This is a genomic window from Chitinimonas sp. JJ19, assembly GCF_036961565.1.
In the GTDB taxonomy this organism is placed as follows: Bacteria; Pseudomonadota; Gammaproteobacteria; order Burkholderiales; family Chitinimonadaceae; genus Chitinimonas.
In genome coordinates this window covers 511,551-530,907 of record NZ_JBAMDD010000001.1, presented here as the reverse complement: position 1 = coordinate 530,907, position 19,357 = coordinate 511,551, and the positions used below count along the sequence as shown (strand labels likewise).

23 protein-coding genes and 1 tRNA gene are annotated in these 19,357 nt (G+C 59.4%); 17 read left to right on the top strand and 7 right to left on the bottom strand.

Going from position 1 to position 19,357, the window contains the following annotated elements:
- The 11 genes from V7714_RS02390 to V7714_RS02340 form a co-directional block, all read left to right on the top strand.
- On the top strand, positions 1–829 hold an 829-nt coding region (locus tag V7714_RS02390), incomplete at its 5' end, for a bacteriophage T4 gp5 trimerisation domain-containing protein (protein ID WP_442890279.1).
- A 10-nt stretch (positions 830–839) separates the two neighbouring features.
- Positions 840–1,205 carry a PAAR domain-containing protein gene (locus V7714_RS02385; RefSeq protein WP_335387741.1) on the top strand — a complete coding sequence of 122 codons (366 nt, stop codon included), beginning with the start codon at positions 840–842 and terminating at the stop codon, positions 1,203–1,205.
- The gene (locus tag V7714_RS02380) at positions 1,195–1,776 is read left to right on the top strand and encodes a DUF4123 domain-containing protein (RefSeq protein ID WP_335387740.1); all 582 of its coding nucleotides are present in this window, start codon (positions 1,195–1,197) and stop codon (positions 1,774–1,776) included. The genes V7714_RS02385 and V7714_RS02380 overlap by 11 nt, the downstream gene beginning before the upstream one ends.
- A gap of 11 nt (positions 1,777–1,787) precedes the next feature.
- Complete coding sequence (locus V7714_RS02375; RefSeq protein ID WP_335387738.1) at positions 1,788–2,174, top strand: hypothetical protein; 387 nt, start codon at positions 1,788–1,790, stop codon at positions 2,172–2,174.
- Positions 2,174–3,055, top strand: coding sequence for a VRR-NUC domain-containing protein (locus V7714_RS02370; protein ID WP_335387736.1), 882 nt, complete (start codon positions 2,174–2,176; stop codon positions 3,053–3,055). Before V7714_RS02375 ends, V7714_RS02370 begins: the two co-directional genes overlap by 1 nt.
- A gap of 10 nt (positions 3,056–3,065) precedes the next feature.
- Positions 3,066–4,049, top strand: coding sequence for a type VI immunity family protein (locus V7714_RS02365; protein ID WP_335387734.1), 984 nt, complete (start codon positions 3,066–3,068; stop codon positions 4,047–4,049).
- A 35-nt stretch (positions 4,050–4,084) separates the two neighbouring features.
- Complete coding sequence (locus V7714_RS02360) at positions 4,085–4,732, top strand: hypothetical protein (protein ID WP_335387731.1); 648 nt, start codon at positions 4,085–4,087, stop codon at positions 4,730–4,732.
- Positions 4,733–4,999: 267 nt separating this feature from the next.
- Positions 5,000–7,255 carry an RHS repeat-associated core domain-containing protein gene (locus V7714_RS02355; protein WP_442890275.1) on the top strand — a complete coding sequence of 752 codons (2,256 nt, stop codon included), beginning with the start codon at positions 5,000–5,002 and terminating at the stop codon, positions 7,253–7,255.
- A complete protein-coding gene (locus V7714_RS02350; RefSeq protein ID WP_335387729.1) occupies positions 7,252–7,644 on the top strand; it encodes an SMI1/KNR4 family protein in 393 nt (130 codons plus the stop codon). The genes V7714_RS02355 and V7714_RS02350 overlap by 4 nt, the downstream gene beginning before the upstream one ends.
- Before the next feature lie 19 nt (positions 7,645–7,663).
- A complete protein-coding gene (locus tag V7714_RS02345; protein WP_442890294.1) occupies positions 7,664–8,536 on the top strand; it encodes an RHS repeat-associated core domain-containing protein in 873 nt (290 codons plus the stop codon).
- Positions 8,537–8,547: 11 nt separating this feature from the next.
- On the top strand, positions 8,548–8,967 hold the full coding sequence (locus tag V7714_RS02340) for an NTF2 fold immunity protein (protein WP_335387724.1): 420 nt from the start codon (positions 8,548–8,550) through the stop codon (positions 8,965–8,967).
- Between the two features lie 346 nt (positions 8,968–9,313).
- Here the strand turns inward: V7714_RS02340 and V7714_RS02335 are convergent.
- Positions 9,314–9,397, bottom strand: a tRNA-Leu gene (locus V7714_RS02335).
- Between the two features lie 42 nt (positions 9,398–9,439).
- A complete protein-coding gene (gene rsmI, locus V7714_RS02330) occupies positions 9,440–10,258 on the bottom strand; it encodes a 16S rRNA (cytidine(1402)-2'-O)-methyltransferase (protein ID WP_442890291.1) in 819 nt (272 codons plus the stop codon).
- Between the two features lie 162 nt (positions 10,259–10,420).
- Here rsmI and V7714_RS02325 point away from each other — a divergent pair, with 162 nt between their 5' ends.
- From V7714_RS02325 to V7714_RS02310, 4 genes are read left to right on the top strand one after another with little or no spacing between them, the layout of a single operon-like run.
- A complete protein-coding gene (locus V7714_RS02325) occupies positions 10,421–11,593 on the top strand; it encodes a penicillin-binding protein activator (RefSeq protein ID WP_335387720.1) in 1,173 nt (390 codons plus the stop codon).
- Entirely contained in the window at positions 11,593–11,949 is a 357-nt protein-coding gene (locus tag V7714_RS02320; RefSeq protein ID WP_335387718.1) for a YraN family protein, read from the top strand. Before V7714_RS02325 ends, V7714_RS02320 begins: the two co-directional genes overlap by 1 nt.
- Positions 11,950–11,982: 33 nt before the next feature.
- Positions 11,983–12,573, top strand: coding sequence for a phosphoheptose isomerase (locus V7714_RS02315; RefSeq protein ID WP_284196409.1), 591 nt, complete (start codon positions 11,983–11,985; stop codon positions 12,571–12,573).
- 5 nt (positions 12,574–12,578) lie between these two features.
- Positions 12,579–13,151, top strand: coding sequence for a BON domain-containing protein (locus V7714_RS02310; protein ID WP_335387715.1), 573 nt, complete (start codon positions 12,579–12,581; stop codon positions 13,149–13,151).
- A gap of 184 nt (positions 13,152–13,335) precedes the next feature.
- On the opposite strand, the gene ybiB is transcribed toward V7714_RS02310, so the two are convergent.
- Both ybiB and V7714_RS02300 read right to left on the bottom strand, forming a co-directional pair.
- A complete protein-coding gene (gene ybiB / locus V7714_RS02305; RefSeq protein ID WP_335387713.1) occupies positions 13,336–14,322 on the bottom strand; it encodes a DNA-binding protein YbiB in 987 nt (328 codons plus the stop codon).
- Between the two features lie 160 nt (positions 14,323–14,482).
- Positions 14,483–14,995, bottom strand: coding sequence for a Crp/Fnr family transcriptional regulator (locus V7714_RS02300; protein WP_290332783.1), 513 nt, complete (start codon positions 14,993–14,995; stop codon positions 14,483–14,485).
- Between the two features lie 125 nt (positions 14,996–15,120).
- On the opposite strand from V7714_RS02300, the gene V7714_RS02295 reads away from it, so the two are divergent.
- Together V7714_RS02295 and V7714_RS02290 are read left to right on the top strand one after the other, a co-directional pair.
- A complete protein-coding gene (locus tag V7714_RS02295; RefSeq protein ID WP_335387709.1) occupies positions 15,121–15,897 on the top strand; it encodes a TatD family hydrolase in 777 nt (258 codons plus the stop codon).
- Between the two features lie 35 nt (positions 15,898–15,932).
- On the top strand, positions 15,933–16,715 hold the full coding sequence (locus V7714_RS02290; RefSeq protein ID WP_335387706.1) for a substrate-binding periplasmic protein: 783 nt from the start codon (positions 15,933–15,935) through the stop codon (positions 16,713–16,715).
- 148 nt (positions 16,716–16,863) lie between these two features.
- Here the strand turns inward: V7714_RS02290 and V7714_RS02285 are convergent, their stop codons facing one another.
- The 3 genes from V7714_RS02285 to V7714_RS02275 are packed head-to-tail and all read right to left on the bottom strand — an operon-like array spanning position 16,864 to position 19,357.
- A complete protein-coding gene (locus V7714_RS02285) occupies positions 16,864–17,631 on the bottom strand; it encodes a HesA/MoeB/ThiF family protein (RefSeq protein ID WP_335387704.1) in 768 nt (255 codons plus the stop codon).
- Between the two features lie 45 nt (positions 17,632–17,676).
- Positions 17,677–18,744 carry a DUF418 domain-containing protein gene (locus V7714_RS02280; RefSeq protein WP_335387702.1) on the bottom strand — a complete coding sequence of 356 codons (1,068 nt, stop codon included), beginning with the start codon at positions 18,742–18,744 and terminating at the stop codon, positions 17,677–17,679.
- Positions 18,737–19,357: a TetR/AcrR family transcriptional regulator gene (locus tag V7714_RS02275; protein WP_335387700.1), complete on the bottom strand. Its 621-nt coding sequence runs from the start codon at positions 19,355–19,357 to the stop codon at positions 18,737–18,739. Before V7714_RS02275 ends, V7714_RS02280 begins: the two co-directional genes overlap by 8 nt.

Sequence of the window (19,357 nt, the reverse complement as noted above, 5' to 3'; positions counted from 1 at the left end):
TGAAAGCCACTGGGTGGGCCACGACCGCAAGAAGACGGTGGACCACGACGAGACGGTGCTGGTGAAGCATGACCGTACCGAGACGGTAGACAACAACGAGACCATCACGGTGCACAACGACCGCACCGAGCGGGTGGACCACAACGAGAAGATCTCGATTGGGGACAACCGCACGGAGGATGTGGGCAAGAACGAGACCATCAGCATCGGTGAGAACCGCACCGTAACGGTGGGCGACAACGAGACCATCAGCATAGGCAGCAACAAGACTGACGATATCGGCGACAACCTGAGCATCACGGTAGGCAAGGCCAAGACCGAGACGGTGGCGCTGGCGTCGATGGAGAACGTGGGCCTGGCGAAGATGACGAACGTGGGGGCGGCTTACAGCCTGAACGTGGGGGCGTTCATGAATACCTTGGTGGCTGCTTGGCAGAAGGAGCAGGTTGGCCTGAGCAAGGCGATTACCGTGGGGGAGACCTACGAGCTTCAAGCTGGGAAGAACCAAAAGATCACAATAGGCGAGGCTTCACAGATAGAAATCGGTGCCGACCATGAAGTGCTCATCAAACAGGACGAAAAGCGCCACGTGGAAGGAAACCGCAACACCACGGTCATGAAGGACAGGATAGAGGTGGTGAAGCAAGATGCGCAGACGCGCGTATCAGGTGATTATTCGCTGCTTGCCAAGAAAACGCTGAAAGTGGACGGACAGAAGGTCCACATCCACGCGGATACCGAAATCGTGCTGACCTGCGGTGCCAGCACTATCAAGATTGGGCCGGCAATCATTGAGATCAAAGCCCCCTTGGTCAAGATCAACAGCTAAGGAGCATGGAATGGGACAACCTGCTGCTCGTGTAGGTGATATGCATGCCTGCCCTATGGTCGACCCTGGACCCAAGCCGCACGTGGGCGGGCCCATCCTGCCAGCCGGCTGCCCCACCGTGCTGATTGGCGGCTTGCCCGCCGCCCGCCTAGGAGATTCAGCAGCCTGCGTGGGGCCGGTCGATACCATCGTGCAAGGTGAGCCTACCGTGTTGATAGGCGGAAAACCGGCAGCACGCCTGGGTGACAAGACTGCACACGGCGGCGTTATTGTTGCCGGCTGTCCGACCGTGTTGATCGGCCACCATGCACAGGGTAAATGCCTGGGCGCTGCGGCGGGCGCTGGCGGCGGGATGGTAGGCAACCATGCTGGCTGAACCGACGTTACCCACACCCAGGCAAGCTGCAGACAAGCTGCTGCCGCTGCTTGCACGATGTTCAGGCCGGCCTTACGCCGTGGTGGATGCCAGCCATGGTGAACAAGCATATGAGCTGATTACCCGCTGGGGAGAACACGCGCACTGTCTGTATTCTGGGCAGGAGGCCACCACACTGGCGCGATACGCGCCTTATTTGCTGGAGCTACGGGAGAACTCGGCAGCATTGATGGAGCTGCTTGAACAGGCATGGCAGCTGAACTGGGCAATTTTTGTGGACGGTGCAGCCGATTGGCAAAAAGTCAGATTGCAACTGAAAAAATCCTTGTTTGTTTTGGATGAAAACAAGGACAGGCATTACTTTAGATATTACGATGCCAGAATATTGCGATTATTCTTGCCAACGGCCAGCAAAGAACAGGCGGCGCAGTTTTTTGGGGAGGATATTTATGCATTCTATGCAAAAACAGTAAATCCCCAGCAGTGGGTAGAATACCGCCGCAGTTCACCCAAGGCCTTGAATTGGTTGACGGGCGAAATCAGTCTTACCGCAACAGCTTGGGCACCTTGAAAGGAATAGGTTTGGCGGATAATTTTATAGTCATTGGCGGGAATCAACAAAAGGCCATGCTGAAACTTAAATACGCCGAGCGTACGGCGGATTTACATGGAATACTGTGCCAGTCCGGTGCCTTGCCAAAAAACAGCCTATTGCAGGCACATGAAGCCAAGTTGTTATTGGCAACGGAGCGTGCTATCGATCTGGGCCTGAGCCACGTGAATGACATCGTGGGTTATGCTGCATTGGCATGCCTGTTTGGTGACGACTTTGACAAGGCACCAGCTGTTCGGCGCTTCTTTGCGCGCACCGATTTGCCGCCGGTAGGCAGTATTGTCCAAATGATGCGCGAGTTGCCCCTTGTTTATTGGAGCGTCGTGCAACAGCGCGGCAGTATGGTGACCAACTGATGACAACACCACTGCCTTCCAAATCAACGTGTATTGCCCAAATGGCGCCAGGCGTGGCAGCACTGAATGTATTGGCCAATACCGGGAATCTATGCCCCTTGCTGAATGAGCTGGGTATTACGGTGCCTTGCCCAGCGCCCGTCATTCCTGACCAAGCATGGTATTTGATTGATCGCAAGGTGCTTTGCGAGCTAATGTGCTGCTGTGCCGATTCTCCTAATACCATATTAAAAGAGGGGGTGCTGCAGAACGCCTATCAATCCTGCGTGGCCGATACGGTTGCAGCGGCGCGAGACACCGTGAAAGTCGGGCGCTATGTGCCGGAAGTCAATCATGATATGACACTGACGCCGCCTAAAGCCATTCTGCATAGCGACGGTAGGCCGGCAGTTTGGGGGGATAATGCACACTGGAAGCACTCGGCAACGACAGGGTTGGCAAAGAAGTATGCGGAAGAGCGGGCGGCCGCTGCCGCTGCTGGGCGAGCAAGGAATCCGCTAGTGCGGCGCCCTGATATCATTGCCGTCAAAAATCCGAATAAGCCGGTGAGCCAGGATAATATCGACCGGATATATGAGATGAAATTTGCAAATGACAGAGCGCAGCCAAATCAATTGGAAGACTATGTCAAGATTGCAGGTAATGATAAAAAGGTTGTCCGTATAGATGAGGAAGATTGCAATTGCGATGATGGCAAGCGCAAAAAGCAATTGGTACCTGCGGCAGCGCAGCGTTTGGCAGATATTAAGGATCGTGGTTATCAGCATGCTGCCAAGGTCGTGCCAATAGCTGCAGGCGCTGCTGGGGCAGTGGTGACTGGAGGGGCTTCATTGTCATTACCTGCAGCATTTGGGCGGGTATTGGGTGCAGCAGGATTGTAAAGGGAGAAACATGGAAGATATTGCCATTGAACTGGTTAAGCAGCATGCCGAAAATCTGGATAACGTCGCCATTTGGGGGAGAGTGCCTTATACCGAGGATGATTATCTGATCGGCAAGCTAGGTTTCGTTATCTGCCTGTATGTTGAAAACCCCCACGAGCAGGAAAGACGGGAGCGGCTGATGCAGGCAGCAGAACTTTATCGCCAAGCCTGCGGTGACAAAGCACCACCGCTATACGCTTGGGAGGACAGGCCGACTCGCGGGGTGCCGAGCAAGGGCATCGACTATGAGCGTGGCCTATCACGATTGCGTGGCCAGGGCTTCTCATTTCTGTTGACGCATAAGGATCACCATACGGCTGAGCACCACAATCTGGCGATACTCGCGCCGGCCGATCGTGGACCAGATATACCTGAGTTAGGATACTTCTATGCCACCCTACCCACGGGATGGGGCGTCAACGCGCATCCTTATCAATTTGTGCCGTTGATGCTAAAGCTATGCGAAATCATTCAACCTGTTCATGGCACCATAGGGATGGGATTGATTCCGCCCCCTTGGCAGGAAAGAGCCTATGATTGTGCTGAACAATTGTATCCTTTGCTTCATCAGCATATTGGCCTGGATGCTTATGTGCCAAGTACTTCCAATTTGCTGGGTGGCATGTCTAGTGTCAACTGGTTAAATGCGATTGATAACCAACTGCTTGAAAAGCTGGGTGGTATGGCGGCTCTACGGGCCAGCCTGCCGGAAACCGAATATCCGGTATACAACTTCGGCTCGGGCGTATTGATCCAGGCCGGGTCCGCGCCGGCACTGGGTGATAGGGAGGTTGGTGATTTGTTACCACAGTACCGGGCGGTGGCAAAATTCCTGAAGCCGATACGCGTGCCATTTCGCCCTGCTTCTCTGTATGTCCCGCCAGGTGCAATCAATAATGACGCAAGTGAAAGGCAAGCGGCGATTGAATATCTACAACGATTTGATGACTGACTGTGCAATAAATTTGCACAAGAGGAATGACGAATATGGCACTTGCAACAATTTTGCATGGCACTGTGCTCCGTAATCTGGGCGCCTTGTGGATCCCGGTTGAACTGGGCGCACCAGGGATCATAGAGCCGGATCCGGAACCGCTGGCTTGGTATGGTAGGCAGTTGGGCTTGATAGGCGAGGCGCAACATGAGCAGGACATGAGCGAAGCGCAGATCGCGCAGGCGATCAAGTTTGGTACGGAGGTGCGCCTGCTGGCGAACCGCTTGTTCCAGCATGGTACGCTGGCGGCCGGTACTTATCAGGTGCGCAACGTGATGCCTGCTGAGCTGACCTTCTACGAGGACATGGCACCGGTGCCCTGGATGCCCGATACGGATGTGTTCCCATTTGCCGTGACGCCTGAGCATCTGCGTTTGCTGGGGTGGGTGGATGCCTATGATGAGAAACCGTCCTTGCCATGCATAGATGGCAAGCGGCCTTATGGCAGTAGCTATTACGAGGCGGATATCGCGAGAATTCTGAATTGGGTCATCGAGCCGGATGAATATGGTGAGCCTGAAATGAGCCGAGAGCAGGATGAGCTGGCGGCGAAGCTGCACAGTGAAATGCTGTGGGTGATGATGGCGTTTCTGCAGCATGCCAGACTGGAAAGGCAGTTCACGGATTTGCCTGACCAATGATCGCCCCCCGCCCGATTTCGATCCGTTTGTAGTCGAGTTCGCTGGATAGGTACACTGTGATAGCTGCGGCTGGTCGGAGGGTACACAATTGCTACCGCTGGCCACGCCACCCGCTACGAGCTGGACGCCGACAACCAACCCACCGCCCGCATCGACGCCCTGGGCGGCCGGCTGGAATACCGCTACGACGCCCACCGCCGCCTGGTCGGCCTGATCAACCAGAACGGCACCCCCTGGCAGTTCCAGTACGACGCCCTGGACAGGCTGGTGGCCGAAACCAACTTCGAAGGCAAGTTCAGCGCCTACGCCTACAGCGCCGCCGGCCAGCTCATGGCCCAGCGCGAACTGCCGGCCCACCACCCGGACAGCATCCTCACCCGGTTCGAGCGCGACGCCCTGGGCCAATTGCTGGCCCGCCACACCCAGGCCAGCGGCCAGGCACTGCAACGCACCCGCTACCAGTACGACCCCGCCGGACAACTGCGCCGCACCAGCAACGCCGACGCCGCCATCGACTTCGCGTACGACCCGCTGGGCAACCTGCTGCAGGAAACCCACACCACCCACTGGCGTGACGAGGAAGGCAAGCGGCAACCCCGTGTACAGCAGCTGAGCCACCAGTACGATCCCCTGGGCAACCGCATCGCCACCACCCTGCCCGATGGCCGTACCCTCAACTGGCTGATGTATGGCAGTGGCCACCTGCACCAGATCAAACTCGACGGCGAACTGATCGCCGATATCGAGCGCGATGCCCTGCACCGTGAGGTGAGCCGCAGCCAAGGCAGCCTGTACAGCCAGTTCCAGCTCGACACCATGGGCCGCCTGCTGGACCACCGCGTCAGCGCCCGTAACCTGGGCCAGCAGCCCCGGGTCGGTGTCGGTGCCCAGCACGGCAGCCGCATCGCCCGCCACTGGCGCTACGACCGCGCCGGCCAGGTGCTGGAGATCAACGATGCCCGCCGTGGCCGTACCGAGTACCACTACGACGCCCTCTCCCGCATCCGCTTCACCACCGGCCCCAAGCTGGCCGAACAGTTCGAGTTCGACCCCGCCCACAACCTGCTGCCGGCCAACAGCCACAGCCCGCTCAAGGACAACCGCGTCACCGTCTTTGAAGACAAGCGCTACCGCTACGACAGCCATGGCCGCCTAGTAGAAAAGCGCAGTGGCAGCAGCCAGAACAGCACTGTGCTGCAACTGGAATGGAACGCCGAACACCAGCTGGTAAAAGCCACCACCACCCGCAGCAAGGGGCCAGGCCAAGCCAACCGCATCACCGAAACCCACTACGGCTACGATGCCCTGGGCCGCCGCATGAGCCGGCAGAGCCGCGAGTGGATTGCGCCAGCTGGCAGCCCCACTGACGCTCCTGCGCATACGCCCCCCGGCGCCAGCGCCTGGTTTGTGTGGGACGGCAACCGGCTGCTGCAGGAAATCCTGGTCAACCCGCAGGCCGCCGACCCGGCCCAGCGTAGCCAAACCCACACCACCGTCTATGAGCCCGACAGCTTTATCCCCCTGGCCCGGCTAAGCTGGCGTACCGCCGCCCAGGACACCGCCCTGGCCCCTCCCCTGCCTGCCGACTGGATGGCGCAACGGATCGCCTTCTTCGACCAGGCCCAGGCCACCTATAGCCAGCAGCACGGCTTGGCACCGGACGATGAGGACTTCCTGCAGCAGACCGCCCAGGCGCAAGCAGGCCAGCCCGCAGCCCCGCGCAACCCGGTAACCATCACCTGGTACCAGTGCGATCACCTGGGCACGCCGCAGGAACTGACGGCCGCCAACGGCGATATCGTCTGGCAGGCCAGCTACAAGACTTGGGGCAATACGGCCACGGTGGAGTGGATTGCCGCGGACGGCGCGACACAGACACGACAGCTAGCCGACCCGGCTGCCTTCGAGCACGCGCAGATACAGCCTTTGCGTTTCCAGGGCCAGTACTTCGACGCGGAGACGGGGCTGCATTACAATCGGTTCCGGTACTACGATCCGGATGTGGGGCGGTTTGTATCGAATGATCCGATTGGGTTGGCGGGTGGCGTCAATCTGTATCAATATGCGCCCAATCCATTAACTTGGATTGATCCGCTAGGGCTAACGGTTCGACCCGGGGGCGCCTGTAAGCATGACTCGGGTTCACACGGTGAACTCAGCCCAAATGCTAATCGAGCGCAAGGGCATCAGAACATTAGAAATGATGGATTTATTCAATCCCACCACCCGGTACAGAATGAATGGGCTGAGAGAAACATCGTCGGCTACGACAGAAATTCCGCCCCAGGAGTACTCCTGCCATCTGCCAGCGGTAACTCCCATGCAAAAATATCTGCAGCTCAACGCGCAATGCGCCGGTCTTTAGATGCTCAGCCTGGTGGAAGATGGGGATCAACAACACTAGCTCAAGAATTTAATATTGGGTACAAGCAGATGATTGATGCTGGAGTACCAAAGCAAGTTGCTCAGCGTGCAATTAAGAAGAGTTACAAGTATTTCGACTGTATCGGAGCCTTCTCATGATAACGTTTTCCAACGTACCAAGCCTACCTAGAACGCTGATTGGTGCAACTGATGAACAGTTGAATGGGGTCGAGAGATCGATAAACTCCCCCCTGCCTACTTACTATCGAGAGGCTTTAAAGATAACGAACGGGCTCCTATTAGACTCAGGCCTTTCAATTTACTCCACAGATGATATCATTGAGCGCAATGAGACCTATGAGATAAAAGAATATTGCAATGGCTTTCTTTTAATAGGTGACGATAGTGGAGGAAGGGGGTTTTTAATTAAGATCAGCGACCCTCAGACCTCCGTCTACAGCTCCGGCCTTGGTGACCTTGAGCCTAGCACATTTAAGGTAGTAGCCCATTCATTAGAAGATTGGATAAACCAAGGGCTACCGATCTAAAACTGCCCGTAGGTTACGAATACAGCCTGGCGCTCGACTATACGGGCTTCCTGCAGCAAAAAACGGAGGCGCAAGCAGCCCCGGTGCAGAGCCACTGAATCCGGTAACCATCACTTGGTACCAGTGCGACCACCTGGGCACACCGCAGGAACTGACGGCCGCCATCGGCGATATCGTCTGGCAGGCCAGCTACAAGACCTGGGGCAATACCGCCACGGTGGAGTGTGTGGCGGCGGATGGCGCGACACAGACACGACAGCTGGCCGACCCGGCTGCCTTCGAGCACGCTCAGGTGCAGCCCCTGCGCTTCCAGGGCCAGTACTTCGACGCGGAGACGGGGCTGCATTACAATCGATTCCGGTACTACGATCCGGATGTGGGGCGGTTTGTATCGAATGATCCGATTGGGTTGGGGGGTAGGGAGAATACCTACCAGTACAGCGTGAATCCTATTGATTGGATAGATCCACTGGGTTTATGGGGACAAAACCCCATAACAAAATATCGCTATCAATCAAATGGATCGCTTAAAAGCGTAACTGCAAAAATACGACAGGAAGATCTCAATACAGGCACCAGCACAAATGCCAGCTCAAGAGACCATGCCCGTACCTTGGGCAACTCCACCGACGATGCAGGCCACGCCATCGGGTGCCGTTTAGGAGGCAGCGGAGGGAAAAGTAACATATTCCCACAGACGCCAAATATAAATCGCGGTGTATTCAGAGATTTTGAAGCATCCATTGCGCAACAAGTCGCAGCGGGAAAGAATGTGATTGTCCGTGTTGTTCCACAATATAGCAATGGATCTACGAGGCCGCACTCTATTCTGTATCAAGCTAGGATTGACGGCAAAACCATAACCAGGACATTTGACAACCCCTGCCCTTAGAAAGGAATAGTATGAACGCAGTTACTACAGTGGAAAGCTATTTGGCTCGCATGAAAGAATGGGAAAGTAAGCATCGCGCCCGCACTCGGTCAGAGCAATACAAGTCCGATGATGCCTATCGAGAGAGTCAAAAATCCGAGTCAAAAAAAGAACTCCTAGACATCTTCCAGGAATTCGTAGAAGACGGCGCTAACAATCGACTTAGTGAGTCTAGACTGTCTATTCTTGCAGTCAGTTCACCTTCCGAATTCAGTCAAGTCATTATCAATAGCGAAGAAACAAACAAGCAAGCTATTATTTACACTAAGCAGCTAGATGGTTTCGAAGAGCATTTCAAATTTACTTTGAAATCCTCTCAGGGAGAATGGAAAATCAGTAAGCTCGCTGTAAGTCTGGACGGAGTCAAGTGGGAAGCGCGTCGATCTTTGTAGTCATTGTAGAGTGGCAACCGGCTGCTGCAGGAAATCCTGGTCAACCCGCAGGCCGCCGACCCGGCACAATGTAGCCAGACCCACACGACTATCTACGAGCCAGACAGCTTTATTCCCCTGGCCCGGCTAAGCTGGCGTACGGCCGCCCAGGACACCACCCCGGCCCCTCTGACCTGCCCGGGGATTTTCGGACCAGCTAAAACTTGAGAGACTGGCCTCATGCAACCGGAGAAGGTGCCATGAGGAAGTGGGGAAGGAATCCGTCGGACGGCATAGGAAAAAAACCCGCAACGCCGAGAGCGATGCGGGTTTTTTGGACCCCCTAGGAATTCCTAGGAAGAGTATCTGGTGCCCGGGGTCGGACTCGAACCGACACGCCTCGCGGCGGGGGATTTTGAGTCCCCTGCGTCTACCATTTCACCACCCGGGCAGGTCGTGAGGGTGCGGATTATGGCCGAGCTGGGCGCTGCGGTCAATCACCCTTTAGCTGCAAGGCCCGCTCGTACAGCGCGTTGCGGTTGCCGCCAGTGATTTCGGCTGCCAGCTTCACCGCCTGTTTCATGGGCAACTCCCGCACCAAGGGCGCCAGCACACTGTCGAAGCTGGCAGCATCGTCTGCAGCCTGCTCGGGTGCAGACTCCACCAATACCACCAGCTCACCGCGCTGCTGGTTGCTGTCTGCCGCCACCCAGCTTGCCAGTTCCGCCAATGGGGCGCGGCGCAGGGTCTCGAAGGTCTTGGTGAGCTCACGGCACACCACCGCTACCCGGTCTGGTCCAAACACCTCAGCCATATCGGCCAGGCTTTCGGCGATACGGTGTGGTGCTTCGAAGAAGGCGATAGTGTGCGGCAAGTCCTTGAGTGTCTCGAATTCCTTGCGGCGCGCGCCGGATTTGGGCTCGGGGAAACCATGGAACTGGAACCGGGGCGATTGCATGCCTGCACCGGCCAACGCGGCCAGCAACGCCGATGCGCCCGGTATGGGCACAACCTTGTAGCCCGCGGCGTGCACAGCAGCCACCAGACGGGCGCCGGGGTCGCTGACGGCGGGGGTGCCGGCATCCGATACCTGGGCCACTGCCTGGCCTTCTGCCAGCCGGGCGATCAGCTTCTCCGCAGCTTCGCGTTCATTATGTTCACGCAGCGACATCATGCGGGTATCGATGCCAAAGTGTTTCAACAGTTGCCCGGTCACCCGGGTGTCCTCGGCGGCGATCAGATCGGCACCAGCCAAAACGGCCTGCGCGCGCGGTGTTAGATCACGCAAGTTCCCGATGGGCGTAGCCACCACATATAATGCGGGACGATCTATCGGATACGGCTCCTCATGCACGGTATTGCTCACCTTGAAGTGAATAGCGCCCCAGTGGCGCTGCCTGCCACCCTTGCTGTGTTGCAAGAGACCAGGCGGGATGAAAAACGCCCGCTAGGCTCAGGCAGCCAGGGGCACAGTTTGCCCAGCCTGCACAGGCTGATATTGGCAACAGCGGCACTACTCTACCTTGCCACTCCGGCCCCTGCCAGCGCCGAGGAGCCTGCGCCTGCCCCGCCAGTGGCCGAAGCCGATGCGCCCGGCCCCCATATTGCGCTGATATTGCCAACGGATTCCAAGCAGTTGGCGGCACCTGCCGATATCGTCCGGCAGGGTGTGATGGCGGCAGAAGCCCGCCTGGGCGATGACAACACCCCCAAGGTCAGGCTCTATCCCACCGGCGCGGGTGACGAGGAAGGCATATTGGCCTACCGCCAGGCAGCCGTTCGCGGGGCCGTGGGTGTCATCGGCCCGCTTACCCGTGGCGCCATTGCCAAGCTGGCAGCCTTTGGCAAGCTGGATGTGCCAGTACTGGCGCTCAATACCCTGGACGAGACGATTACCCCGCCGACCAATCTGTTTGCGCTGGGTTTATCCATCGAGGCGGAAACCCGCCAGATCGCCCGCAATATGCAGCGCGATGGCCGCAAGATGCCGGTGCTGATCGAGACTGAAGGCCTGCTGGCCAAGCGCATGCGCGAGGCGTTTACCGCCGAGTGGCAGCTGCTTACCGGCAAGGCGCCCGATGTGATTGCCCTGGGTACGGACAAGGACGCCGTCTGGAAGCTCAAGGAAACTGTGGCCGCCCTGCGGGCCGACGCCCTGTTCATGGCAGCAGACCAGAAGAAGGCTAGATTGATACGCCCCTATATCGGCACAGAGCGCCCCATCTATGCCACCTCGCAGGTCTGGAGCGGCAAGTTTGGCAAGCAGGCCGGCGCCAATGTCGATCTGCTGGGCGTGAAATTTGTGGACATGCCCTGGCTGCTGGAACCCTACCAGCCCGATGTACTGGCCTACAAGCAGGCCGACAAGCCGCTAGGCCCCGATATGCAGCGCCTGTATGCGCTGGGGATAGACGCCTACCGGCTCAGCCTGCTGCTGCTGGTTTCTGCCCCCGGTGCCGCCATCGAGGTCCAGGGTGTCAGCGGTGTGCTCAAGCTCTCGGCCAACCGCCAGTTCAGCCGCGAGCTGATGAGTGGTGAAGTGGGCGGCCAGCCGCGCACCCCTGCCCCACCCAAGCTGGAAGTACCACCCGAACCCGCCCCGTCGGCTGAAGAAGGCATCACTGCCACGACCCAGCCAGCAGAATAATGGCCGCGCCCACGCTGGCCCAGCACAAAGGTGCCGCCGCCGAAGCACTGGCGGCGAACTTTCTGGCCGCCCGGCGAGTCAGCATCGTGGCGCGCAACTGGCGCTGCCGCATGGGCGAGATCGATTTGATCTGCCAAGACGGCGGCACCTTGGTGTTTGTAGAGGTGCGCAGCCGTGCCAGCGGCCGCTTCGGCTCTGCCGCCGACAGCATCACTGCCCGCAAGCAGGCCAGGCTGGTGGCGGCTGCCCAGCACTATCTCGCCACCCTCAAGCGCGTTCCGCCCTGCCGCTTCGACGCCATACTGATCGATGGCGATGCCGAGCCACAATGGCTCAAGCACATCATCGAGCTCTAACCCCCGCAATACCGTAGCGAAAGATTCCCCGATATGGATTTGATAGACCGCGTCAACCAGCACTTCCTCGACAGCATCGCCACGCTGGAAGACGCTCGCGAGCTGCTCTCTGCCCCGGTGGCAGTCGCCGCCGAGCGCATGGTGGCGGCGCTGATGGCTGATCACAAGATTCTGGCCTGCGGCAACGGTGGCTCGGCTGCCGACGCCCAGCACTTTGCGGCCGAAATGGTGGGCCGCTTCGAAAAAGAGCGCCCCGGTCTGGCGGCTTTCTCGCTCACCACCGATACCTCGGCCATCACCGCCATCGCCAATGATTACGATTACGACCTGGTGTTCTCCAAGCAGGTGCGCGCACTGGGCCAACCGGGCGATGTGCTGCTGGCCATCACCACCTCAGGTAATTCGGTCAATGTGATCGAAGCGGTGCACGCCGCGCACGAGCGGCAAATGACGGTGATTGCGCTGACCGGCAAGGATGGTGGCAAGATGACCGAACTGATGACCGGCGACGATATCCAACTCAACGTCCCCAGCATGCGTACTGCACGCGTGCAGGAAGTCCACGCCCTGCTGATCCACAGCCTGTGCGATGCCATAGACTGCATACTGCTAGACGGAGAATAAGCCCCATGACCAAGCGACTGACCGCCCTGACGATAGCCCTGCTGGCCGCTAGCCAGCTGACCGCCTGCTTCCCGCTGGTGGTAGCTGGTGCCGCCACTGGCGTGGCTGTCTCGCAGGATCGCCGCCCCACCTCAGTCATCTGGAACGACCAACAGATACAAGGCCGGATTGCTGATCGCATCGCGGCCAAGTTCGGCACACTGAGCCACGTCAACATCACCAGCTACAACCGCAGCGTATTGTTGACTGGCGAAGTGCCTGACGACACCACCCGCGCCGAGGTGGAAAAAATGGCCCGCGAGACCCAGGACGTCAAACAGGTCTACAACGAGATCGCCGTAATGCTGCCATCCAGTATCACCTCCCGTGGCTCGGACACTGCTCTGACCACCAAGGTCAAGGCCCGCATGATGGATGCCAAGCGTTTCTCGCCCATGCACGTCAAGGTCATCAGCGAGCGCAAGCAGGTGTTCCTGATGGGTTCAGTCAAGCAGCAGGAAGCCCGCGACGCAGCCGACATTGCCAGCCAGACTGCCGGGGTGGAGAAAGTCGTCACCCTGTTCGAATACATCGATTAAACGCCGCGGACACCCAGCGGCGGACCAGAGAGGGTCGAGTACAAGGCGACCGACGCAGGCAAGAACGGGTTAATACCAGGGCGTCCAACGCAGTACATGACTCTCTCCGGGCCAGCCCTACAGGTTCTCGTCCGGGTTCCGGGCATGCCCGGAACGACGGTGTGAAAAAATCGTGAACAGACGCTTAGGCTACTCGCCGCCGCTGCGCCAGCACGCCAACCTCCACCGCTGCAATGGCCTTGGCCTGATTCATATCGTCGACATAGCCTATGCCATAAAGGCAGCAGGCCAGTTGATTCACAATGGGTGTGGGTACCGGCACATCACCCGCCAACACGGCCTGTATCCAGCGCGCCGTTGCGGCGGCATCCAGGCTGGCCGGCAGTATGCCGGTGGGGCTGAACGAGCCATTTTCAGCGCGGAACAATATTTCCTGCTCACCATCGCGCAGCAGGTCTATCTCGGGTCGGTGGCGCGGGTCGGCAAAAGGCTCCCCCTCGGTGCCCATCAGTACCAAGGCGCGACGCCTGCGGCCCAGGCAGATCAGCCGAAAGCGCTCCAGCCGGTCGGCATGGGTGGCGCCTATCACGGTCAGCGCCCGGCCATCGTCAAACGCTTGCAACAACTTGGCCGCCTGATGCCCCAGGTGCCGCACGCCCAGGCGGGCGCGCAGAGCCAGCAGACCCGCCAGCCCCGGCGCCAGCGCCCCAACAGGCACGAACACCAGCCCTTCGCGCGCCAATACTTCATCAGCCCGCGCCAGATTCGCCACTGGCATGATGCCCAGCTCGCGCAACACATAGGCAGTCGCTACCCGCCCGTGGCCATCCAGTTCGCCGTGTAGCAGCACCGGTATTTCAAACCGCCGCAGTAGCAAGGCCAGCAACGGGGTCAGGTTGGGAAAGCCACGTGCACCACCATAGGTGGGGAGTACCACGGCCGGCTTCTCGCCCCCCGCCAGCTTGGCCGTACGCGCCGCCAGGGCTTCGGCTGCGCCATCAAGCTCATCAACGTGCTCGCCCTTGAGACGCAGTGCCATCAGCAAGGCACCCAGCTCAAAATCGGGTATGCCGCCATCCAGCATGGCCGCAAACAGGCTGCGTGCTTCGTCCTGATTCAGATCGCGCGGGTCGCTGCTTGTCATGGCTTTCAGCAGCCGGGTGTAGCTCATGCCTTGTCTCCTTATTGTGGATGGCAGCAGCTACCCAGCAATGGCCGTGCCATCTGAACAAGGCGGTTTTAGGGGAATGCCAGGGCGATTTGGCGCTGCCAAGGTGCATAGCCAGCCTGCTTACGCACCAGTACCGCACAGCGGGCAGGCGCCAAGGTCGCTAAGGTAGATAATCGACCAGCAGGCCGCTGGTGCGCCGCAGGCGTTGCGACAGCAAGCGCCCCAGGCGGCGTAGTATCTTGAGCGCTATGACGGGCCGCTCAACACACAAGCGGTCAAACGCCTCGCGTGACAACAGGGCAATCTGGGTATCCACCGGCGCCATCACCGTGGCCGAGCGTGGTTCGCCATCCAATATGGCCATCTCGCCAAACACCTTGCCTGCCGACATGCTGTACAAGGGCTTGCCCGAGGCCTCATCGTTACGCTTGGTCACGATCAAGCGGCCATCGAGCACCATACCCATATAGCCGGCGGCCTCGCCCTCTTTGAACAGCACCGTACCCGCCGGCAGGGCAAATGCCTTGAGCTGGGTGGCAAGATGGCCGATTTCGGCACCATCCAGCTCAGTCAGCGCCTCGCTCACATCAAGCTTGGCGCGCAGGCTGGGGGTATTGAGCAGGTCGAAAGCATCCAGTTTCAGGGCTTTCAGGCTGGTATCGGCTTGTGACATGGTCGTTAGGCAAAGCGCTATCAGGTAACTTCATTCTAGGCCCGACCAAGCCCGTGCCGCCATCAATACCCGACTGCGGTCAACGCCCGCTGCCCAAGGGCAGCCAGCCGCGCTACAGTAGCGCCATGCTTGATCTTATCGATACCCATTGCCACCTTGACGCCCCCGAGTTCGACGCTGACCGCGATGCTGTGGTGGCGCGGGCGTGTGATGGTGGCGTGCATACGCTGGTCGTGCCCGCCATCTCGCTGGATACCATTCCCGCCACGCTCGCCATGCGCCAGCGCTATGGCTGCCCGGTTGCGCTGGGCTTCCATCCCATCTACGAGCGCAGCCACCGGGATGCCCACCTGCCTGCGCTACAAGCCTTGATCGAAGCCGAGCGCCCGGTCGCCGTGGGCGAGATAGGCCTGGACTTTTTTGTGCCGGGCCTGGATGCCAACCGCCAGACCGAGCTGTTTGCCGCCCAGCTCAAGCTGGCCCGCGACTTTGACTTGCCGGTGCTGCTGCATGTACGTAAATCGCAGGATCAGGTTCTGAAGCAGTTGCGGCGCTTTGGCATACGGCGCGGCATAGCGCATGCCTTCAACGGCAGCCCGCAACAGGCAGATGCCTATATAGCGCAGGGCATGAAACTGGGCTTTGGCGGCAACCTTACCTTCGAGCGCGCCCTCAATATCCGCCGGCTGGCCGCCACCCTGCCATTAGACAGCATCGTGCTAGAGACCGACGCCCCAGATATCTCACCCGAGTGGGCCTATCAGCAACGCAACGAGCCAGCCTACCTGCCGCGCATAGCCAGCCTGTTGGCCGAACTGCGGGGCATGGACCCCGCCAGCCTGGCCCAGGCCACCAGCAAAAATGCACGAGCGGTACTCGACCTGCCAGCTATGAAAGATTAGGCTAATATATAAATTCAAACATCTTAGAGAACGCCATGTCACTCTCTCGTCTGCTGCTGCCTATCGTGTGCTGCCTGACCTTGTCTGGCGCCTCGGCGGCCGAGGCGACCTGGCGTTTCTGCCACGAGGATAACGAAACCTACCCGTGGATCATGAAAGACCGCGAAGGTCTCTACGCCACCATGGCCAAATTGGCAGCCAAGCGTGCCGATGCCCGTATCGAACTGGTATGGCTACCCTGGAAGCGCTGCCTGGCTGATGTCAAGAGCGGCATCATGGATGGCGTGGTAGGTGCAGGCTTTCTGCAGGAACGTTGCGAGATTGGCGTATACCCAGGCGAGCCTTGCAAGCCCGACACGACCCAAAGGCTGTATATCGACCGCTTTCCGCTCTACCGCAACCGCGCCAGCACGCTGGGCTGGGATGGCCAGAAGGTGATGGGCCAGCGTAAACCTATTGCCGTGCAGCCGGGCTTTGTCGCAGCACGCATGCTCAAGCAGATGGGTGCCCAGGTAGACGAGACCGACAAGGAGCCCTACCAGATACTGCGTAAGGTATCGGCCGGCATGGTTGATGGCGCGATACTGCAGGCACCGGTAGCCGACCCCCTGCTCAAGGAGGTGGCTGATTTCGGCGCCACCATTGAGCGGCTGCCCATCTCGTTCCAGGAATACCCCACTTACCTGGTGGTATCGCACCAGCGCTACAAGGCCGACCCCAAGCGCGTCAAAGCCATCTGGCAGGCCTTTGTGCAGGCGCGAGACTCCAACGAATACCAGGCCGCCAAGGCCAGCCTGAATTATAACGAGGCCGACTGAGCGTCAAACCGCTTCAGGGCGTGCCACCCCACCTTAGGCTACCGGCACAACCCGCCAGCGATCCCGTGCAAACCCAGCCTTGCCTCGTACTGGCACCCCGTGGTGCGACTACTGCAGGTGCTTGACGTCAAATCGCAGCGCGGCATGGCTAGCCGCGCGCAGCATTGCAGACCGGGCACGCGGTATCGCGCTTGAAGCGCAAGGTGCGCCAGTTGTGGCTGCGCAAATCCAGCGTCACCAGCTTGCCTAGCGGGGTATCGGGCATACCCACCAGCAGCTTCAGTGCCTCGGCCGCCTGCATGGCACCAATAATGCCGACCAGAGGTGCAAACACCCCGAATGTGGCACACGGACCATCGCTGGCCTCGCCTTCCTCGGGGAACAGGCAGCGGTAGCAGGGACTATCCGCCACACGCGTATCAAACACCGCAAACTGCCCATCAAAACGCACCGCTGCCCCTGACACCAAGGGCTTGCCCTGTGCCACACAGGCCCGGTTGACCGCATGGCGTGTGGGGAAGTTGTCAGAGCAATCCAGCACCACATCAGCCCTGGCCACCGCTTCCATCAAGGCTTCGCCAGCCAGCCGCAGGGCCATGGGCTCTACCCGTACCTGAGAATTGATGCCGGCCAGCGTCTGGCGGGCAGAGTCAACCTTGCTCAGCCCCAAGCTATCCTGCCGATGCACGATCTGCCGCTGCAGATTGGTCAGTTCCACCGTGTCCGCATCGGCCAGCATCAAATGGCCCACCCCAGCAGACGCCAGATAGAGCGCGGCGGGCGAACCCAACCCACCCACCCCGATAATCAAGGCCGTGGCATCGGCCAGCTTGCGCTGGCCCTCGATGCCAACTTCATCCAGCAGGATATGGCGGCTGTAGCGCAGCAGTTCGTCGTCAGAGAAATCGTGAGGCATAGCGTGCTCTGGCCAGCGGGTAGTCGATACCGCAATCATACGCCGCTAGCCGGCCACCTTGCGCATCAGCATCTCCATGGGGCCACGTTCAAACCAGCGCGACCATAGATTGGCATAGAGTACGGCACCCGTGCAGAACAGCAAAGACGCCAGCAGCACCGACTGCGGCGACTGGCTGCCCAGCATGCCTAGTGCCTCCAGAATGCCCATGCCCAGGAGAATATGCGCGATATACAGGGTCAGCGTTTGCCTACCAGTACAAGTGAGCAAGGCCAGGCAGTTGCGCGCCATACCTGGTCGCCGCGCCAACTGCTGCCCTAGCCACAGGCACGCCCCCAGCGCCAGGCAAGCTGCCCCACCACCCGCCAGCATATACAGCGGCACAGGTGGTATTGGCGCCGTACCCAGCAAGCCATGCAAGCCTGGATGTGCAGCCAGCAGGCTACGCAAACCAGCTGAAAGCCCGTGGGCCAGCACCATGGCCAGCGCCCCCCAGGTCATCAATCGACGCTGTGTGGCCGCGTCGTCCAGTCGCAGGCGTCCCAGCCGTATACCCAGTACAAAGAAGGCCAGCCAAGGCAGCAAAGGGTGCCAGCCATTGAACAGCAGGTTGCGCGCAAACCCTGGCAGAGTCCAAAAGTCGACATAGCCCAAGCTAGCCCAGTCCCAGCCCTTGCCATAATCCAACAGACAGGCCAGCACCACAAACCCCGCTACCAGCAGGCCGATCAGGATATGCAGGCTACGGTTGCGCCAGCCCAGGCAGCATACGCCCAGGGCAAAGTAGCAAGCGTAGTAATGCAGGATGTCGGCCACGAACACGCTGTAGTTAAGTAGCCCCAGCACCAGCAGGAAGGCAGCCCGACGCCAGGTGGCCAAGCGCAGTGCGTCAAATGCACCACGTGCGGCCGCAACACTCAGGCCCACACCGGCCAAGGTGACAAAGGTAGCCGATGCACGCCCTTCCAGCAGGTCAAACCAGCTACTCCAGCCCTGCTCTGTTACTGGGCCCATCATCGCCAGCCTGAAATTCACCAACAGCATGCCGGCAAACGCCAAAAAGCGCGCCAGATCCAATCCATCCAGGCGCGCTGATTCAGTTGCATTACGCATGCTGCCTCCTTACACCCAGCAAGGCCTGCACGGCACGCAACACGGTCTCCACTGTGGCTGGCGCGGTGGTACCAGGCAGCAGCACAGTACGGAATGCCGCGCCCTCTATGATATCCAGCACCGCCTCGGCGGCCTCCGCCGCCTGCCAGACACCAGGCGCACTGCCCGTATCGGCGGCATGTTGCAGCACATGCGCCAGGGCAACCGCGAGATACCGGCGGTTGTCGGCAAAGTGCTGCGCCACCCGCGGATTGCGCACAGCCTCGGCCATGACCTCTATGGTCAGCACCACGGTCTCTTGCTGCATGCAATTGGCTAGGTAGCGCCGTACAAATACGTCCAGCGCCGCAATAGCGTCGGGCTCCGTCCTCAAGCCTTCGATCAGCAGTTGCAACTCAGCGGCTTCCAGCGCCGCAATCTCAATGATCAAGGCCTCCTTGCCGCTGAAGTGGTTATACAGATTGCCCAGGCTGACCCCAGCCGCCGTGGCGATGTCGCGCATGCTGGTCTGGTGAAAGCCATGCTGGGTAAAGCAAGTCAGTGCAGCGTCCAATATGTGCAAACGCCGTAGCTCAGTCTTGTCCGAGCGCGGCAGCTTTTGTTTTGTACTCAT

Bases quoted from the DNA above. Each gene is read 5' to 3' on its own strand.
- V7714_RS02365 (WP_335387734.1), top strand. From the start codon at position 3,066: ATGGAAGATATTGCCATTGAACTGGTTAAGCAGCATGCCGAAAATCTG.
- V7714_RS02275 (WP_335387700.1), bottom strand. From the start codon at position 19,357: ATGAGTACAAAACAAAAGCTGCCGCGCTCGGACAAGACTGAGCTACGG.
- V7714_RS02385 (WP_335387741.1), top strand. From the start codon at position 840: ATGGGACAACCTGCTGCTCGTGTAGGTGATATGCATGCCTGCCCTATG.
- V7714_RS02300 (WP_290332783.1), bottom strand. From the start codon at position 14,995: ATGTCACAAGCCGATACCAGCCTGAAAGCCCTGAAACTGGATGCTTTC.
- V7714_RS02290 (WP_335387706.1), top strand. From the start codon at position 15,933: ATGTCACTCTCTCGTCTGCTGCTGCCTATCGTGTGCTGCCTGACCTTG.
- V7714_RS02350 (WP_335387729.1), top strand. From the start codon at position 7,252: ATGATAACGTTTTCCAACGTACCAAGCCTACCTAGAACGCTGATTGGT.
- V7714_RS02380 (WP_335387740.1), top strand. From the start codon at position 1,195: ATGCTGGCTGAACCGACGTTACCCACACCCAGGCAAGCTGCAGACAAG.
- V7714_RS02280 (WP_335387702.1), bottom strand. From the start codon at position 18,744: ATGCGTAATGCAACTGAATCAGCGCGCCTGGATGGATTGGATCTGGCG.
- V7714_RS02310 (WP_335387715.1), top strand. From the start codon at position 12,579: ATGACCAAGCGACTGACCGCCCTGACGATAGCCCTGCTGGCCGCTAGC.
- V7714_RS02320 (WP_335387718.1), top strand. From the start codon at position 11,593: ATGGCCGCGCCCACGCTGGCCCAGCACAAAGGTGCCGCCGCCGAAGCA.
- V7714_RS02295 (WP_335387709.1), top strand. From the start codon at position 15,121: ATGCTTGATCTTATCGATACCCATTGCCACCTTGACGCCCCCGAGTTC.
- V7714_RS02360 (WP_335387731.1), top strand. From the start codon at position 4,085: ATGGCACTTGCAACAATTTTGCATGGCACTGTGCTCCGTAATCTGGGC.
- V7714_RS02285 (WP_335387704.1), bottom strand. From the start codon at position 17,631: ATGCCTCACGATTTCTCTGACGACGAACTGCTGCGCTACAGCCGCCAT.
- V7714_RS02340 (WP_335387724.1), top strand. From the start codon at position 8,548: ATGAACGCAGTTACTACAGTGGAAAGCTATTTGGCTCGCATGAAAGAA.
- ybiB (WP_335387713.1), bottom strand. From the start codon at position 14,322: ATGAGCTACACCCGGCTGCTGAAAGCCATGACAAGCAGCGACCCGCGC.
- V7714_RS02315 (WP_284196409.1), top strand. From the start codon at position 11,983: ATGGATTTGATAGACCGCGTCAACCAGCACTTCCTCGACAGCATCGCC.
- V7714_RS02370 (WP_335387736.1), top strand. From the start codon at position 2,174: ATGACAACACCACTGCCTTCCAAATCAACGTGTATTGCCCAAATGGCG.